The sequence below is a fragment of the Pandoraea eparura genome (assembly GCF_902459725.1).
Taxonomy (GTDB): domain Bacteria; phylum Pseudomonadota; class Gammaproteobacteria; order Burkholderiales; family Burkholderiaceae; genus Pandoraea; species Pandoraea eparura.
This window is the reverse complement of the sequence record NZ_CABPSH010000010.1, coordinates 181,712-198,131: the sequence shown is the minus strand read 5'-3', so window position 1 is coordinate 198,131 and position 16,420 is coordinate 181,712. Positions and strand designations below refer to the sequence as shown.

13 protein-coding genes are annotated in these 16,420 nt (G+C 64.1%); 5 read left to right on the top strand and 8 right to left on the bottom strand.

Annotated elements, in window-relative coordinates; genetic code table 11:
- From PEP31012_RS23725 to PEP31012_RS18735, 3 genes are all read right to left on the bottom strand, one after another.
- On the bottom strand, positions 1 to 318 hold a 318-nt coding region (locus tag PEP31012_RS23725; protein WP_217427149.1), incomplete at its 3' end, for a hypothetical protein.
- Positions 319 to 885: 567 nt separating this feature from the next.
- Complete coding sequence (locus PEP31012_RS18740; protein WP_150590800.1) at positions 886 to 2,490, bottom strand: ABC transporter substrate-binding protein; 1,605 nt, start codon at positions 2,488 to 2,490, stop codon at positions 886 to 888.
- A 325-nt stretch (positions 2,491 to 2,815) separates the two neighbouring features.
- Positions 2,816 to 3,739, bottom strand: a complete 924-nt coding sequence (locus PEP31012_RS18735) for an IclR family transcriptional regulator (protein ID WP_246171377.1) — start codon at positions 3,737 to 3,739, stop codon at positions 2,816 to 2,818.
- 229 nt (positions 3,740 to 3,968) lie between these two features.
- Between PEP31012_RS18735 and PEP31012_RS18730 the strand changes: the two genes are divergently transcribed.
- Complete coding sequence (locus PEP31012_RS18730; RefSeq protein WP_150590798.1) at positions 3,969 to 6,341, top strand: cytochrome P450/oxidoreductase; 2,373 nt, start codon at positions 3,969 to 3,971, stop codon at positions 6,339 to 6,341.
- 43 nt (positions 6,342 to 6,384) lie between these two features.
- Here PEP31012_RS18730 and PEP31012_RS18725 read toward each other — a convergent pair whose 3' ends face one another.
- Together PEP31012_RS18725 and PEP31012_RS18720 are read right to left on the bottom strand one after the other, a co-directional pair.
- Entirely contained in the window at positions 6,385 to 7,602 is a 1,218-nt protein-coding gene (locus PEP31012_RS18725; RefSeq protein ID WP_174978300.1) for a multidrug effflux MFS transporter, read from the bottom strand.
- Between the two features lie 744 nt (positions 7,603 to 8,346).
- On the bottom strand, positions 8,347 to 8,610 hold the full coding sequence (locus PEP31012_RS18720; RefSeq protein WP_150590796.1) for a hypothetical protein: 264 nt from the start codon (positions 8,608 to 8,610) through the stop codon (positions 8,347 to 8,349).
- A 446-nt stretch (positions 8,611 to 9,056) separates the two neighbouring features.
- Here PEP31012_RS18720 and PEP31012_RS18715 point away from each other — a divergent pair, with 446 nt between their 5' ends.
- Positions 9,057 to 9,470, top strand: a complete 414-nt coding sequence (locus PEP31012_RS18715; RefSeq protein WP_150590795.1) for a hypothetical protein — start codon at positions 9,057 to 9,059, stop codon at positions 9,468 to 9,470.
- Between the two features lie 34 nt (positions 9,471 to 9,504).
- Here PEP31012_RS18715 and PEP31012_RS18710 read toward each other — a convergent pair whose 3' ends face one another.
- A complete protein-coding gene (locus PEP31012_RS18710) occupies positions 9,505 to 10,422 on the bottom strand; it encodes a LysR substrate-binding domain-containing protein (RefSeq protein WP_150590794.1) in 918 nt (305 codons plus the stop codon).
- A 195-nt stretch (positions 10,423 to 10,617) separates the two neighbouring features.
- Between PEP31012_RS18710 and scpC the strand changes: the two genes are divergently transcribed.
- Positions 10,618 to 12,114, top strand: coding sequence for a succinyl-CoA:acetate CoA-transferase ScpC (gene scpC, locus PEP31012_RS18705; protein WP_150590793.1), 1,497 nt, complete (start codon positions 10,618 to 10,620; stop codon positions 12,112 to 12,114).
- A 336-nt stretch (positions 12,115 to 12,450) separates the two neighbouring features.
- On the opposite strand, the gene PEP31012_RS18700 is transcribed toward scpC, so the two are convergent.
- Both PEP31012_RS18700 and PEP31012_RS18695 read right to left on the bottom strand, forming a co-directional pair.
- A complete protein-coding gene (locus PEP31012_RS18700) occupies positions 12,451 to 13,194 on the bottom strand; it encodes a GntR family transcriptional regulator (RefSeq protein ID WP_150590792.1) in 744 nt (247 codons plus the stop codon).
- A gap of 18 nt (positions 13,195 to 13,212) precedes the next feature.
- On the bottom strand, positions 13,213 to 14,223 hold the full coding sequence (locus PEP31012_RS18695; RefSeq protein WP_150590791.1) for an asparaginase: 1,011 nt from the start codon (positions 14,221 to 14,223) through the stop codon (positions 13,213 to 13,215).
- Between the two features lie 112 nt (positions 14,224 to 14,335).
- On the opposite strand from PEP31012_RS18695, the gene PEP31012_RS18690 reads away from it, so the two are divergent.
- Together PEP31012_RS18690 and PEP31012_RS18685 are read left to right on the top strand one after the other, a co-directional pair.
- Complete coding sequence (locus tag PEP31012_RS18690) at positions 14,336 to 15,691, top strand: MFS transporter (RefSeq protein ID WP_150590790.1); 1,356 nt, start codon at positions 14,336 to 14,338, stop codon at positions 15,689 to 15,691.
- A 407-nt stretch (positions 15,692 to 16,098) separates the two neighbouring features.
- The gene (locus tag PEP31012_RS18685) at positions 16,099 to 16,302 is read left to right on the top strand and encodes a cold-shock protein (protein WP_150590818.1); all 204 of its coding nucleotides are present in this window, start codon (positions 16,099 to 16,101) and stop codon (positions 16,300 to 16,302) included.
- Positions 16,303 to 16,420 lie beyond the last annotated feature (118 nt).

Here is a 16,420-nt window from a genome sequence, read left to right as displayed (position 1 = left end):
ACCGCCACCGCCGCCGCCACCGCCACCGCCGCCGGGGCCGCCACCTCCACCACCACCGGGGCCGCCACCACCGCCGCTGTGACCGCCGCAACCGCAGCCGCCCGCACCGCCAAGGCCTGCGCCGAAACCTGCGCCGTTACCGAAGCCGCCCGGGCCACCGAAGGCGCCCAGCCCCCCAGTACCGCCACCAAAGCCCATACCACCGCCTCCCCCGCGCCCGCCGCCCCCACCTCCCGCAGCGTGTAATGGGTGGGTCGAAATGCCGCACAGCATGATCGCTGCTGCCGCCGTCACCAAAGTCGCCTTGAACCCGTTCATGGTTCCCTCCCCGCGCACACTCGCTTCGAGACACACAACACCGCGCCAACCGGGGCTGCGTTACGGCGTGAGCACGTCAGCGAAAAACGCGGGCAATAGCTGGCCGTCCCGTGCTCAAGCGCACAGGGACACCTCGCCAACAGCCTGCTGGAAGTTCGGGTTGGCGCTTCGCCATACACGATTCGTATACGCGATTTCCGTGCCAATCCGTCTAACCACTTGATTTAAAACCAACTAATGCCTCAATTTGTGAGACATCGCGAAGTCGCATGCTGAAAACGTATCGTTCCTGAAACGCTTACACGACGCCGCAACGTCATGACAATCCATCACGCGGACGAAAGCTTCATGAGCCGGGGTTGAATTGAGCATGAGGCAAGCATGAGGGGCGGCCCGCGTACGCGAGTGCCCGGATGCCGCTCAACGCGGCAAGGTGGGATTCAGAAAGGTTTCAGCGGTGCAGTGGGCGCAGCAGAGCGCTCGCCGATGGGGAGAATGATGCCTCGACGGCAGCCCGACGCAGGACCATGCCCGGTGACGGGCATGGTCGATCGGACGGCGCGAGGCCTACTTGACTTGCACGGTGGCGAAATTCTGGCGGCCGAAAGGGCTCACCTGGTACCCAGTCACGTCCGCGCGCGTAATCACCGCGGCAATCGGGTGCGCCAGCGGAATCCAGAGGGCATCGTCCTTGATCATCCGTTGCGCGACCTGGTACTTCACAGTACGCGCGGCGAGATCGGGCGAGCGTTTGCCTTCGCTGATCAACTGGTCGAGGTCCTTGTCGCAAAAGCGTGCGAAATTGGTGCCCGATTTCACGGCCGCACAACTGAACTGCGGCGTCAGGAAGTTGTCCGGGTCGCCGTTGTCGCCCGACCAGCCCATGAAGAGCAAGTCATGCTCGCCCGCCTTGCCGCGGCGAATCAGCTCGCCCCACTCCACGGTCTTGATCTGCGCCCGAACGCCAATCCTGGCGAGATCGCTTTGCAGCATCTCGGCGCTCACGCGCGGGTTCGGATTCAACAGACTGCCCGTCGGGCGCGTCCAGATCGTCGTATCGAACCCATGCGGGAAGCCCGCGTCGGCGAGCAACTGCTTTGCTCTGGCAATATCCAGCGGGTACGTCCCCACGTTCCTAGCAAAGCTCCACGTGTTGGGCGGATAGACGTTGGTGGCTGGCGTCGCGGCGCCCTCGAACACCTGCTTGACGTAGTTCGCGCGGTCAAACGCCATGTTCAGCGCCTGACGCACTCGCCTGTCGTCGAGCGGCTTGTGCTGGGTGTTGATCGCGACGAACGCGGTCATGAATGCCGGTACCTCCACCACTTTGAGCGCCTTGTCGCTGCGCGCAGCCTTCACGTCGAGCGGCTTGGGCGAGAGCGCGATCTGGCACTCGCCCACCTTGACCTTCTGCGCGCGCACCGCCGCGTCCGGCACGATTGTATAGATGAGGCGATCCGAGGCCGGCGCGCCGCCGAAGTACGACTTGTTCGCGTCGTACCGAACGACGCTGTCCTTCTGATAGCTGCGGAAGACGAATGGCCCCGTGCCGATGGGCCGTGCATTCATCTCGCCGGGCTTGTTGATGGCGATGAGCCTATCGGCGTACTCGGCCGAATAGATCGACGCAAAGCCCATCGACAGCATCGACAGGAACACGGCATTGGGCTCGGACAGTGTGAAGCGAACCGTGTGGTCGTCGACCTTGCGCACCGATTTGATCAGTTTGCCGAGCGAGAGCGATTGCGCATGCGGGAAGCCCGACGGCGTGAGCTTGTGCCACGGCGCATTGGCGTTGAGCATTCGCTGGAACGTGAAGACGACATCATCGGCATTGAACGCGCGCGTCGGCTTGAATAGGTCGTTGCTGTGGAAGCTCACCTTCTGGCGCAGCGTGAATGTGTAGGTGAGGCCATCGGGGCTGACGCTCCATTTCGTCGCCAGGCTCGGCACGACCATCGCTTGCGAGGCGTCGAATTCGACGAGGCGATTGAACACCGGATCGGCCGACGCGTTGGTCGTGGTCAGCGAGTTGTAACGCACGACGTCGAAGCCTTCCGGGCTGGCCTCGGTGCATACGGTGAGCGCCTTCGCATGGGCGACGAGCGACACCATCGGCAGGGAAAGGACCGTCAGAACGGCAGCAAAAATACGACGCGAGCGACGACGCATGGGCTTCTCCTCCAGGAAGTCGATGACGGTGAAAAACAGCGAATCAGAATAGCGCAAATTCAGGGCGATCGCCTTTGCGCCACAGCATCTGCCGGTACCCGCGGTTCCGAATCCCGAAACCGATCGTCAGTTCTACGAACCGAATGGCCGCATCCTGTGGACGGGAGCGTCGCACGCGGCCCTTTTGACCGGCCTTGACAGCCCTCGCCTGTCGTCGCGAACGGACGGTGGCACCTGAGCGACGCCACAGACAACGCGTGCCGCGCGGGTGAGCGACAGGCAGAGGCACAGCGGGAAGCAGAGCGACAAGCGAAACGCCGACGCGTCAGGCGCTGGCCGGCAGCGGCGGACGATAGCCCAGTGCGTGGCTCGCGGACATGGCTTCGCGGCGCACCGCTTCGCCGATCGGGCCGTCCATACGCGCATCGAACCCGCCTGTGGCACCGAGCGCCGTGACCACGCCCACGAGGCGGCCGTCGTAGTTGAAGACCGGCGCGGCCAGCGCGCTGATGCCGGTCAGGTTGGTGTCGCGCACGCTCGCTGCCTGGGCCGCGCGCACCGCGGCACGCAGTGTGCCGATGGGGTCCGACGCATCGAGCTGCGCGCGTTGTTCCGGCGAGGCGTGAGCCAGTTCGGCTTCGGCCATCGCCAGCACTTGCGGATCGTCCAGGCATCCGAGGAACACGCGACCGGTGGCCGACCAGAGCATCGACATCACCGATCCGATACGCACGTTGATCGTCACGGGCAGGCCCGGCTCCTCGAAACGCACGATGGTCGGCCCCTTGTTACCCATCACCGCAATGAAGCACGTGACGTCGAAGGCCTCGCGCAGGCGCACCAGCGCAGGCTCGGCCGAGCGTACCGGATCGGCCTGTCGCATGGCCGCCACGCCGATGAGCATCGCTTCGAGCCCCAGATGGTAGTGCTGAGAGTCGGCGTCCTGCGCGACGAGCCCCTCTTCCACAAGACTCATCAGATATCGATGAACCTTGGCGGGACTTTGCTGCACGTGCTGGGCCAGCGCGGTAAGGCTCGCACGACCGCCCAGCCGGGCCAGCCCCTTGAGCACGACCATACCGGTTTCGGCCGACTGCACACGTTGACGGCGACCGCGCTCGCGGGGCACGTCAATGACATCGTCGGCATGGGCGCCAGCGGTGCGCGATGCCGCCACCCCTTGCGTCACGCGCGAAGGCGCAGCGGCACTGCGCGAAAGGCCTTCGGAGGGTCGTTTGCTTGTCGTCATCGCCGAGATTCTATGATGCAAAACGACATTGTCCGGCATTGGCACGGTTAAAGGTTAACCCCAGTCCATTGAATTACGCAATGCGTATTATATTTACGCTTAACGGATCCAGACAGATAGGGCGCGCGCCCCGATCGCGTGATCGCTCCTCTACACTTGATCTACATTGCGCGTGTCGTCGCGAGTCCAACGCGGCGGGCGTCGCCCCCGACCCAGAGAGCGTGAACGGATGAGCCAACCGATTGCCCCCACCCACACCCCCGACACGACCACGGCCGAGGCCAGCGCCGGCGGTTGCCCTTTTCATCAGGCGTCCGCCGCGAAAGCGCCCAACGGGTGTCCGGTGAGTGCGCGTGCCGCAGACTTCGACCCGTTCGAGGACGGCTACCAGCAAGACCCGCCCGAGTATGTGCGCTGGGCGCGCGAGCAGGAGCCGGTGTTCTACAGCCCGAAGCTCGGTTATTGGGTCGTCACGCGCTACGACGATATCAAGGCGATCTTTCGCGACAACCTCACCTTCAGCCCGTCGATCGCCCTGGAGAAGATCACGCCGACCGGGCCGGAGGCGAATGCCGTGCTCGCCTCCTACGGCTTCGCACTCAACCGCACGCTCGTCAACGAAGACGAACCCGCGCACATGCCGCGCCGTCGCGCGCTGATGGAGCCGTTCACGCCCGAGCATCTCAAGCATCACGAGCCGCTGGTGCGCCAGCTCGCACGCGAATATGTGGATCGCTTCATCGATGACGGCCGCGCCGATCTCGTCGACCAGATGCTGTGGGAAGTGCCGCTCACGGTGGCCCTGCACTTTCTCGGGGTGCCGGAGGAGGACATGGACAAGCTGCGCGAGTATTCCATCGCGCACACGGTCAACACCTGGGGACGCCCCAAGCCCGAAGAGCAGGTAGCGGTCGCCCACGCCGTGGGCAACTTTTGGCAACTGGCGGGCAAGATTCTCGAGAAGATGCGCCAACACCCCGAGGGTTCGGGCTGGATGCAGTACGGCATCCGCAAGCAGAAAGCGCACCCGGACGTTGTCACCGATTCGTATCTGCATTCGATGATGATGGCGGGCATCGTGGCCGCACACGAGACGACGGCCAACGCCACCGCGAATGCCATGAAGTTGCTGCTCCAGCACCCGGACGTCTGGCGCGAGATCTGCGACGACCCGTCGCTGATTCCCAACGCCGTGGAAGAATGCCTGCGCCACAACGGCTCGGTCGCCGCCTGGCGCCGGTTGGTGACGCGCGACGTGAATATTGGCGGCATCGATATCGCCGCCGGCGCGAAGTTGCTCATCGTGACGTCGTCCGCCAACCATGACGAAGCGCACTTCACCGACGCCGACCTGGTCGACATCCGCCGCGAAAACGCCAGCGATCAGTTGACGTTCGGCTACGGCTCGCACCAGTGCATGGGCAAAAATCTCGCCCGCATGGAAATGCAGATTTTCCTCGAAGAATTCACACGCCGTTTGCCGCACATGACGCTCGCGCAGCAGACCTTCACCTACGTGCCGAATACGTCGTTTCGCGGCCCCGAGCACGTCTGGGTCGAGTGGGATCCGGCGCAGAACCCGGAGCGCCGCGATCCGGCCGTGCTCACGCATCATTCGCCGGTGCGCATCGGTGAGCCGTCGGGGCACAGCGTGACGCGTCCGGTCGTGGTCGAGTCCGTCGTGCCGGTGGCCGACGGCATCGTCAAGCTGCGCCTCGTCGCGCCGGACGGCCGCGCCATGCCGCGCTGGGCCCCCGGCTCGCATATCGACATCGAGTGCGGCGACACCGGGCTGTCGCGGCAGTATTCGCTGTGCGGGGATCCGTCAGACACCCGCGCGCTGGAAATCGCCGTGCTGCACGAACCGCAAGGCCGTGGCGGTTCGCACTGGGTGCATACGCAAGTCAAAGCCGGCGACCGGCTGCGCATTCGTGGGCCACGCAATCATTTCCGGCTCGACGAAACGACACGTCGCGCAATCTTCGTCGCGGGCGGCATCGGCGTGACGCCGATTGCGGCCATGGCCCGCCGCGCGAAGGCGCTGGGGATCGACTACGAGATCCATTACAGCGGGCGCAGCCGCCACACGATGGCGCTGATCGACGAACTCCAGTCACTTCACGGCGAGCGTTTACATCTGTGGGTGAAAGCCGAAGGCCAGCGCGCCGACTACGCCCGCCTGCTCGCCACGCCGCAGGACGGTACGCAGGTCTATGCCTGCGGCCCGTTACGGATGCTCGACGCGCTCGCCCAATGCTGTGCGCCCTGGCCGGACGACACGCTACGTGTCGAACATTTCCAGTCGCAACTGGCCACACTGGATCCCGAAAAGGAGCATGCGTTCGAGGTGACGCTCAAGGATTCCGGCATCACGGTGACGGTGCCGGCGGACCAGACGCTGCTCACGGCCCTGCGCGCGGCGAACATCGACGTCCAGAGCGACTGCGAGGAAGGGCTATGCGGCTCCTGCGAGGTGCAGGTGCTGGCGGGCGACGTCGATCACCGTGACGTGGTGCTCACACGCGCCGAGCGCGACGCGAACACGAAGATGATGTCGTGCTGCTCGCGCGCCTGTGGCAAGTCGCTGGTGCTGGCGTTGTAGGCGAGCGCGGCGGAGCCCCATGCGCTCGAGAGACGCAACGGACTCAGTGGGCGCGCGGCGGCGGCTTGCGCAGCATCGTCAGCAACGCGACGAGCGCCAGCAATGCGAAGCCGCACATGACGGTGGCGAGCGGGCGCGGCGAGCCGTCGTTGAGCACGCCGAGCAGCCCGCCGGCCGCGAAGCCGAAGCCATACTGGATGCTTCCCACGAGCGCCGCCGCCGCACCGGCGCGCGTGGGATGATTCGCGAGCGCCCCCGCCACCGCATTCGCGGTGATGATGCCGCGCAGCGACATGAACAGGAACAGCAGCGCCACCATCAACGGCAGCCCCGCGAGCCCCAACCACACGCTCGCGCACAACGCGGTCGTCACAAGCGCACAACCGAAGATGCCGGCACGCATCAGTCGATACGCGCCCAACTGTCCCACACGCCGCGAGTTGAACATCGTCATTGACGCCATGCCGACGATGTTGATGCCGAAGAGCACCCCGAAAAACTGCGGCGACACATGGAAGTACTCCATGTACACCAGCGGCGTGCCGGTAATGTAGGTAAACGACGCGCCAAAGACCGCTCCGCCCGCCAGCATGTAGCCGACGAATTGCGCATCGCGCAACAGGTGCCAATAAGACGCCACGACGGCACGCGGACCGCCCGACTGACGCGCGTGCACCGCCCCGGTCTCCGGCAGGCGCCACAGGGCCAGCATTGCCACCACGCCGAACACCGCGAGAATGCCGAAGATCGCGCGCCAGGTCGTAAAGCGCAGCATCTGTCCGCCAACGAGTGGCGCCACGATCGGCGCGACGCTCATTACCAGCAGCATGATTGAAAAGGCGCGCGCACTGTGGCGCGGCCCGTAGACGTCGCGCACGATCGCTTGCGCGATCACCGGCATGGCGCATCCGCCCAGGGCCTGCACGAAGCGCCACACCATCATGTGATCGATGGAGTCGGCGAACGCGCAGCCGATGCTGCCGAAGATGTACAGCGCAATTCCCGCCGCCATCGGCCGGCGACGCCCAAAGCGGTCCGCGAGCGGCCCCCACAGGAGCTGCCCGAATGCAAAACCGAGAAAGAAGTACGAAAGCGTGAGTTGCGTGGCCGCGACGCTCGCGCCCAACGCGTGGCGCATCGTCACGAGCCCCGGCAGATACATGTCCGTGGAGGCGGGCGCGATCATCATGAACAGGCCGAGTACGCCGAGCAGCACACGCTCGGAAGGCAACGCAGGAGAGAGTTCGGACGTCGGTGTCATTATCGTGATGATGAGTCGGCACGAAGCCGGTCGCGCCGCGGGAAACGCCGCGAAAACAGCGACGCCCGCCATGATAGCGCCGACGGGCGTCGCACTTTCATACTCGATAGTTATCGGACCTCTAACCACGGCTTATCGTGGCTTGCCGCACCCTGCCGCACCCTGCCGCACCCTGCCGCGCCCTACTGCCCCCACGGCCCCCACCGCCCCTGCTGCCGCCTACTGCCGCCTACTTCCGCCTACTTCCACCTACTGCCGCCTACCGCAACCCATTGCAACGGATGACTCAGCATCAAGATCCATCGCCGGCCCGTCAGCCGGCGCCGTGCGCGGGTTGCCGCCGTCGCCGCGCTGCGTGCGGGCAAGCGCCCGTGCGCCGATTAGCGACACGCACGCCGGCACCGCCGCCGCGCGGGAATCTGCACGCGACGATCGTCATTATCGACACACGATCATGGTGCTCAGCTTTGTGGTTTTTCTCCATCGAAACGATGGGACGCCGCCCGGGCAATTTGCCAGCGGCCTATACAGGCAGGGGAATTGGGCGATTGACGCGACGAAAAGCGACGAATTGTCGCAGTTGATGTTTTTCTACAAAAAATTTTGCAAAGGTTAACCCGTCTAGGGATTTCCCTGATATAGTTACACCTGTCTCCTCCACCTCCTCCTGGTGGATTTCACGGCCAGCAAATTGCTGGCCGTTTTTTTTTGCTCACGGCACCGCACACGCCTCGCGCTCGCAATTCAGTGTGAGGTTTCGCTCTCATGCGCAACGCGATCTTCAATGCGGCGCTCGATACGTTTGCGGACCTGCGCCGCGGCCTCGGACGCATCGTGGGCGTCGATACTCGAGAACTCGCAACGTCCGATGTAGCGCCCCTCACAGTAGGCATCGACGGCGCCATCGAAGCGTTCGTCGGTCCGCGGCGTCACCGCGCCTTCGAAGTCGAACGGGCGGCCCGGCGGCGTGTGGCTGACGTAGTGCCAGGAAAAGCGAAAAGATTGCATCACATGTCCCCTTCATTCAAGCGGCAGTGCAGACACTGCCGGCCGATGCTGTTTTTCAGGAAATCCTAGCATGTTCAGGAATCTCGACAAACGGTCGGAAAAAAAAGCGGCCCGCTTGGGCGGCGGGCCGGATAGTCCGTGGAGGTCGGGGGCACATCTGAACCACGGCAACTCCACTCTAGCCCCGAATCGCTGTCGCTATTCTCGGTAATTCTCCCGATCCGGCATAAGAAGTTGGTGCGGCCGGCGACCACTCGGCGATGTCGCAAGTCGCGACGACGATATGAATGACGATATGAACGACGTTCTGAGCGAAGTCTAAGCGACGTCTGGGCGACGTTCTGGTCGACGCTCTGGGCGACGCTCTGGGCGACGACAAGGGGGGACGAAATGGGGTCGGCGCTCGGTTAAGGTAGCGCTCTCCGCCTCCCGCCTCCGACCTCGCCATGACACTCAAATTTCGCAATCCCGCGAACGGGGATGTCGTCGAGATCACGCGTCTGTCGTGCGTCGCGGCTTTCTTCCTCGGCCCCCTTTACCTGTTGGCTTATGGATTCGCGTGGCATGCGCTCGCGTGGACCGTCCTTGCCATCGGCCCCGCATTGATCTGGAAGGAATCGGCGCTCGCCGTCTCCCTGCCCGTCACCTGTCTGCTCTATTCACTGATGATTCACCCGCTGCTCATCGGCAAGCTGCGCGTCAACGGCTGGCTGCCTACGCGTGACGACGCCGTGCCCAGCCCACGCCAGCGCGGCTACGACGTGTTTGGCGAAGCCCCGGTCTCCGGCCCTATCGACGCGGGCCGCGCTCTCCCCCCGACGCCGCGTACTGCCGCCAACGATGGCGAGTCGTCGGCGTGATCCGACAATTGCGGCACCCCGTGCAATGAGACGATCAAGCGGGCGGTGGTGCGCTATCGCCATTGTCCGGCACGCCTGACGGCGACAAGGCGATAAAACGGTCGAGCGCCGCCGAGGCATGTTCTGCGCGATAGGCAAGACTGATCGGCGCGAGCGGCACGTCGCCCTCGATCGGCCAGAACCCCATGCCCGGGGTACGAATCTGGCTCACGGACGCGGGCACCAGCGACACCCCGAACCCCGCCGCCACCATTGGCACGATGGAGGTGATCTGCGGCGCTTCCTGTCCGAGCTTTGGGTGAAAGCCTGCTGACTCGCAGGCCGCAATCGTGCGGTCATACAGCGCGGGACTGATCTCGCGCGGCAGCAGGATGAACTCGTCGCGGGCTAGCGCGGCCAGTGGCACGCGCTGTCGCGCGCACATCGCGTGGCCGAGCGGCAGCACCAGCACCATCGGCTCGTCGACGACCGGCACCATGACGATTCCGGGCGGCACCTCGAACGGCGTGCGAACAAACGCCACGTCGACCGCCTCGTCGACCAGCGCCGTCACCAGACTGGCCGTGTTGCTCTGTTGCGGATGCAGTTGCACGTCGGGATAGCGTGCGCGGAAGTCGCGAATCCACGCCGGAATGCGGGGCTCGAAGTACGTCGCGCCCGCAAACCCGATGCGGATCTGCCCCGCCTCGCCGCGCGAGATCTGCTGCATTCTGCGCTTGACGCGGGCCACTCGCTCAAGCACCTGCCTCGCCTCAGGCAGGAACGCCTCTCCCAACTCCGTGAGTACCACATCGCGCGGCAGACGCACGAACAACGGCCCGCCCAATTCCGCCTCGAGTTGCCGGATCTGCAAGCTCAAGGGGGGCTGCTGAATCCCGACACGCGCCGCCGCTCGCGTGAAATGGCGCTCTTCGGCGACCGCAATGAAATATTGCAAATGCCGCAATTCCATGACCGCTCCTCTGTCAGCCCAGTGTCGCTGGGGTTTCCGTCATCAATACATGAAAAGTATCAAAACAAGTTGTTCAATATATTGGATATGTAGCCAATGGGTCAATACACTGCGAATCAGGCGTGGACAGGCTTGCCCTTGGCTGCCGCGCCGAGAGATCGAGGGATTCGAATAAGAGAGACGAGGAGCCTGAAGATGTTTGAAGACCGCATCCGCCTGGCGTCGCTGCGCGACCGGGTGATGAGTGCCGACGACGCGGCAAAATGGGTGGGCGACGGCATGGTGGTCGGCATGAGCGGATTCACCCGCGCCGGCGACGCCAAGGACATGCCCATTGCGCTGGCCAAACGGGCCAAGGCCCATCCGATGAAGATCACGCTGATCACGGGGGCGTCGCTCGGACACGATTCCGACAAGACGCTGACCGAAGCGGGCGTGCTGGCGAAGCGCCTGCCGTTCCAGGTCGACACGACGCTGCGCGGCGCGATCAATCGCGGCGACGTGATGTTCGTCGACCAGCATTTGTCGGAGACGGTCGAATTCCTGCGCACCGGCCAGTTCGGCGCGCTCGACGTGGCCGTGATCGAAGCCGTCGCCATCACCGAAGACGGCGGGCTCGTGCCGAGTTCGTCGGTCGGCAATTCGGCGAGCTTTGCGATCCTCGCGGACAAGGTGATCGTCGAGATCAACCTCGCGCAGCCACTCGCCTTCGAAGGCATGCACGACATCTGGATTCCGGGCCAGCGCCCGCACCGCGCGCCGCTGCCCATCGTCGATGTGCGCGATCGCGTTGGCACGAACGTAGTGAAGATTGCGCCGGAGAAGATCGCCGCCATCGTGATCACCGACACGCCGGACAGCGCGTCCAACGCGCTGCCGCCCGATGCGCACACGCAGAGTATCGCCGGCCACCTCATCGAATTCTTCCAGCATGAAGTCTCGCGCGGTCGCCTGCCGCGCACGCTGCCCGCGATTCAGTCGGGCATCGGCACCATTGCCAATGCGGTGCTCACGGGCTTCATCGACTCGCCGTTCGAGAACCTCACGATGTATTCGGAGGTGCTGCAGGACTCGACGTTCGACCTGATGGATGCGGGCAAGATGGTGTTCGCGTCCGGCTCGTCGATCACCGTGTCGCAAGCCGTGCAGGATCGTGTTTTCACGCATCTCGAGCGCTATCGCGACAAGCTCGTGCTGCGTCCGCAGGAGGTCAGCAACCATCCTGAAGTCATTCGACGGCTGGGGTTGATCGCACTCAACACCGCGCTCGAAGCGGACATTTACGGCAACGTGAATTCCACGCACGTCGGCGGCACGCACATGATGAACGGCATCGGCGGCTCGGGCGACTTCGCTCGCAACGCCCGCATGGCGATCTTCGCCACCAAGTCGATTGCGAAGGACGGCAAGATCTCGAGCATCGTGCCGATGGTGCCGCACGTCGACCACAACGAGCACGACGTGGACGTCCTTGTGACGGAACAGGGCCTGGCCGATTTGCGCACGCTCGCCCCGCGCGAGCGCGTGAACCTGGTGATCGATCATTGCGCGCACCCGAGCTACCGCGAGGTATTACGCGACTACTATCGCGACGCCCTGCGCTACGGCGGGCAGACGCCGCACGCGCTGGAGCACGCGTTCGACATGCACGTCAACTTGCGCGAACGCGGCTCGATGCTGGCGGGCAGATGACATCGCATCCGGTCGCCAACGCCGACGGGCGGGCGACCAGATGCGACGACCGTTGCGATGGATGCGACGGTCGCAACCATTGCGATGGCGCCGACGCGCATTGTCGACGCCGGGGAAGAACATGGGACGCATGCGGTCCTGTGGGCCGAACGCCGATGCGTGCGTTCAGGCATTCGCGGCTCGCCGGCGTGCGCAGGCGAGCCGCTTTTTATATGTGTGTGCGCGCGGCGTGGTTATCGAAACGAGAAGCGTCGGCCATTCCTCCGACGATCCAGCGAGTGGGTGATTCTCCACCGCCCCCCTACCCGCGTCACATGAAGGTGCCGCCGGCGACCGTCACTCGTTGGCCGCCTCGGCCTCGGCCTGCTCGATGGCCTCGACGATGATGCGCAGCGTGGCGTCGAGGTGCGCTTGCGTGTGCCGCCGGGCCGCATCCACGTCACGGGCGCGGTACTCCTCGAGCATCGTCCGGTGTTCTCGATTGCTCACGTCGACATGCACGGGACGCATATGGAGCGACAACGCAATGTAGGGGCCCGACGCATCGCGCAGGGTCTTGATCAGGTGCGCCAGTCGGGAGTTGTCCTGCGACGCCCATAGCGCCGCATGGAACGCCTGGTTCAGTTCGGTCCATTTGACGACGTCCGACGTTGCCAGCATCTCGGCGTGCAACGCCTCGGCGTTGGCGATGTCCCCCTCCCTAAGCGTGGCCATCGCTTGCTCAGCCATCATCGGTTCGAGAGTTTTGCGCAGATGGTACAGCTCGTTGACGTCCTCGATCGTGAGACCGCGCACCACGGCACCGCGGTGAACGTCGAAAAACACCAACCCCTCCGACACCAGCGTGCGCAGCGCTTCGCGTACGGGCGTTGTCGACATCTCCAGACGCCGCGCGAGATCATCCTGCCGAAGCCGGTCGCCCGCCTTCAACTTGCCTTGCAGAATCTCGGTACGCAACGTCTCGATGGCATATTGGTAGGCCGTGAGCCGGCGACGACCCGACGTGCCGGATGCGGTGGCTACGCTGGATACACCAGATGCGCCGGATGCGCCGGCCGATGCGGATGACGTGCTTTTCAAAGGAGTGTCATGTGCGGATTATTGAGGCGTGAGTCTACTCCAATTCGCCAGCGCATTCCCAAGCGCGCCGGGCGCGACACCCGACGCGAGCAGCGCCGCCACCAGCAGTCGCGCCTTGAGCGCCGAGAGCCAACCGGCCATGTGCGCGCCACGTCGGACAAGGTCGATTTCGGCGCCCACATACCCGTAGGTTTGATATGCCGTCGAGCCGCCTGACGCGCGACTGGCGATCACCACCGGCACTTGCTCGGCCAACGCGCCGATGCGCTGCGCGAATCCAAAGGAGACGTGTCCCGCGCCCTGACCAGCGATCACGACGGCTTCGTACCCGCCCTTCACCGCCATCTCCGCCAGTTCACCGTCGTCGCCCAGCACGGCCGTCACCAGCGCGACCTTCGGCCACGCGCGCACGGGCCGCGTCAGCGGCTGCTGTCGCGTCTGGCGTGCATGGAAGAACACCGGGCCGCCTTCGACGAGACGTGCGGCGACGCCGCCGTCGCGCGACACAAACGCCTGCACCGCGAGCGAATCGCCCTTGCTGACCCACCGCGCGTAATGCGCCGTGTCATTCATCACGACGAGCACGCCGCGCGCGACGCTCTCGGGATGCACCGCCACCCTGACGGCCGCCAGCAGATTCGCGGGACCGTCCGCGCCCGCAGCCTGCGGCGCCCGCATCGCCCCCGTGAGGATCAGCGGCTCGGGCAGTGTCCAGAACAGGTCCAGCAGGAAGGCCGTTTCCTCGAGCGTGTCGGTGCCCTGTGTGAGCACGACGCCGCGCGCGCCCGCCGCGACCTGCTGCTCGGCCCAGGCGAGCGCCTCCATCAGGTCGTCATGGCACAGCGACGCGCTCGGCAATTGACGAAGCGATGCCGTCGTGATTGTCGCCACGTCGGCCAAGCCGGGCACGGATCGGGCCAGTTGCGCGGCGTCAAGCGTGGGGACGACGCCGCCGGCGGCGTCTGACGGGGTCATGCTGATCGTGCCGCCGAGCGAGGCGACGGCAACCACGGGAAGCGAGTTGGGCATGTTGGACCAGTATTTGATTTCAGTTGATATGCATTGTGCATTATATATAATCGACAATCGTTTGCGAAGGGCATTGGGCACTTCGCGGAGAACCCAACACTTAGGAGACGTCATGCAAGCAAGCACTGTGGGCCAGGCGGGCGCCGGGGCAACGCGATACCGGTTCGCGGTATTCGCGTTGATCGTGGTGATCGCCCTTGTGAACTACATTGATCGCGGTGCGATTTCGTACTCGGCGGCGCAGATCACATCCGAATACGGTTTCGACCGTGCGGGCTGGGGGGCGGTGCTCGGTTACTTCGGCTATGGCTATATGTTCGGCGCACTGTTCGGCGGCGCGTTGGCGGACCGACTGGGCGCGAAGCGGGTGTGGGTGATGGCAGGCATTGCGTGGTCGGTCTTTGCCATCGCCATGATCTGGGCGGGCGACATCGGGATCGCGGTCTTCGGCGGGTCGGCCCTGACCGGGTTCGCGACAATCCGCGTGCTGTTCGGGTTTGCCGAGGGACCGGCCTACTCCATCATCAACAAGACGATGTCGGCATGGGCGTCGCCGTCGGAGCGCGGCTTCGCGGTATCGATCGGGCTGCTGAGCACCCCGCTCGGCGCGCTGTTGACGGCCCCGGTGGCAGTGGGTTTGTTGCTGCTCACCGATAGTTGGCGGACGATGTATGTCGTGCTCGGTGTGGCGGGATTCGTGCTGATCGCGCTGTTTGCTCGCGTCTATACGAATCGCCCCGAGGATCATCCGTGCGTGAACGCCGCCGAGTTGGCACAGATTCAGGCGGGACGTCCGGCCCAGCCCGCGTCGGCCACCGCCGCGGCCGGCGATTTGCCGTGGTGGAGCTTCTTCAGAAGCCGGACGCTGGTGTTCAACTCGATCGGCTACTTCGCATTCATCTATGTCAACTTCATGTTGTTGACCTGGACACCGAAATATCTGGCCGACGAGTTTCATTTCACGCTGTCGTCGCTCTGGTACATCGGCATGATTCCGTGGACGGGCGCATGCGTGACCGTGTTGCTCGGGGGCCGCATTTCCGACTGGCTGTATCGCAAGACGGGCAAGCTGGTGGTGGCACGCAGTTGGTTCGCGGCGGCAGCGCTCACGTGCACGACGTTGTGTTTCCTGATGGTCTCGCAGGTTCAGAGCGTGTGGACAGTGATCGCGCTGATGACGCTGGGCAATGCGCTCAATGCGCTGCCGAACTCGGTGTATTGGGCGGTGGTGATCGACACGGCGCCGTCGCGCGTGGGCACGTTCAGCGGGCTGATGCACTTCATTGCGAACATCGCCGCGGTGCTCGCGCCGTACTTGGCCGGCATGCTGTCGGCCAAGTACGGCTACTCGTCGATGTTCATCGCGACGGCGGTAGCGACCGCGGTGGGCGTGTTCGCGATGCTGCAGGTCCGGCCAGGCGCTGGGCCGGAGATGGGGCGACGCGAAAGGCCGACAGTTTCGGCGTGAGCGTCAAGGTTGAATGGATTGAATGGGCTGAATGACGCGTAATGCGGGAAGATCAGGCGGCGCGCTAACGTTGGTCTGCGCGCCGTTTGTCATTGCAGGCGGATATCGTGTTCCGACTAACGCTCGCCGTTTGGCGATTTGCGTTCTGCTGCCGCTAACGACTGGGGCGATCTCGATTCCGCCCGCATATCAACGATCATCACCGTCAAAGGCATTCGTTCGACTTAACGATATGCTTTGACATTCCGGATCCATCCCTGTATCTTGGATCTTGAAATATTCAAGAAGCTCGATTGCTGATCACCATTTTCCGCCTCGTCTGCGCGGTACTCGTTGTCCTCTCCTCTTCCTTGAAGTTTTTTTGTCGCTCCGCAATGGAGCTGTATTTTCTATTTCAAGGATTCAATATGGATACCGGTATTGTTAAGTGGTTCAACGATAGCAAGGGTTTCGGCTTCATTACCCCTGACGCTGGCGGCGATGATCTCTTCGCTCACTTCTCCGAAGTTCGCGGCGACGGTTTCAAGACGCTCGCAGAGAATCAGAGGGTAAGCTACGAGACGAAGCGTGGCCCGAAGGGCATGCAAGCCTCGGACATCACCCCGCTGTAACGTATTTCAAGGGCCGGTCTACCGGCCCTTCGTTTGTCTACGGTCTGCGCTATTAGCTTCCTCGCGCAGCGATCCGCTCCCGATCCGATCGCTTCGCGTCAACGTGCGCGTCGATTGT

Excerpts from the sequence above, each read along its gene's own strand:
- PEP31012_RS18740 (WP_150590800.1), bottom strand. The coding sequence starts at position 2,490 with ATGCGTCGTCGCTCGCGTCGTATTTTTGCTGCCGTTCTGACGGTCCTT.
- PEP31012_RS18735 (WP_246171377.1), bottom strand. The coding sequence starts at position 3,739 with ATGACGACAAGCAAACGACCCTCCGAAGGCCTTTCGCGCAGTGCCGCT.
- PEP31012_RS18730 (WP_150590798.1), top strand. The coding sequence starts at position 3,969 with ATGAGCCAACCGATTGCCCCCACCCACACCCCCGACACGACCACGGCC.
- PEP31012_RS18725 (WP_174978300.1), bottom strand. The coding sequence starts at position 7,602 with ATGACACCGACGTCCGAACTCTCTCCTGCGTTGCCTTCCGAGCGTGTG.
- PEP31012_RS18720 (WP_150590796.1), bottom strand. The coding sequence starts at position 8,610 with ATGCAATCTTTTCGCTTTTCCTGGCACTACGTCAGCCACACGCCGCCG.
- PEP31012_RS18715 (WP_150590795.1), top strand. The coding sequence starts at position 9,057 with ATGACACTCAAATTTCGCAATCCCGCGAACGGGGATGTCGTCGAGATC.
- PEP31012_RS18710 (WP_150590794.1), bottom strand. The coding sequence starts at position 10,422 with ATGGAATTGCGGCATTTGCAATATTTCATTGCGGTCGCCGAAGAGCGC.
- scpC (WP_150590793.1), top strand. The coding sequence starts at position 10,618 with ATGTTTGAAGACCGCATCCGCCTGGCGTCGCTGCGCGACCGGGTGATG.
- PEP31012_RS18695 (WP_150590791.1), bottom strand. The coding sequence starts at position 14,223 with ATGCCCAACTCGCTTCCCGTGGTTGCCGTCGCCTCGCTCGGCGGCACG.
- PEP31012_RS18690 (WP_150590790.1), top strand. The coding sequence starts at position 14,336 with ATGCAAGCAAGCACTGTGGGCCAGGCGGGCGCCGGGGCAACGCGATAC.
- PEP31012_RS18685 (WP_150590818.1), top strand. The coding sequence starts at position 16,099 with ATGGATACCGGTATTGTTAAGTGGTTCAACGATAGCAAGGGTTTCGGC.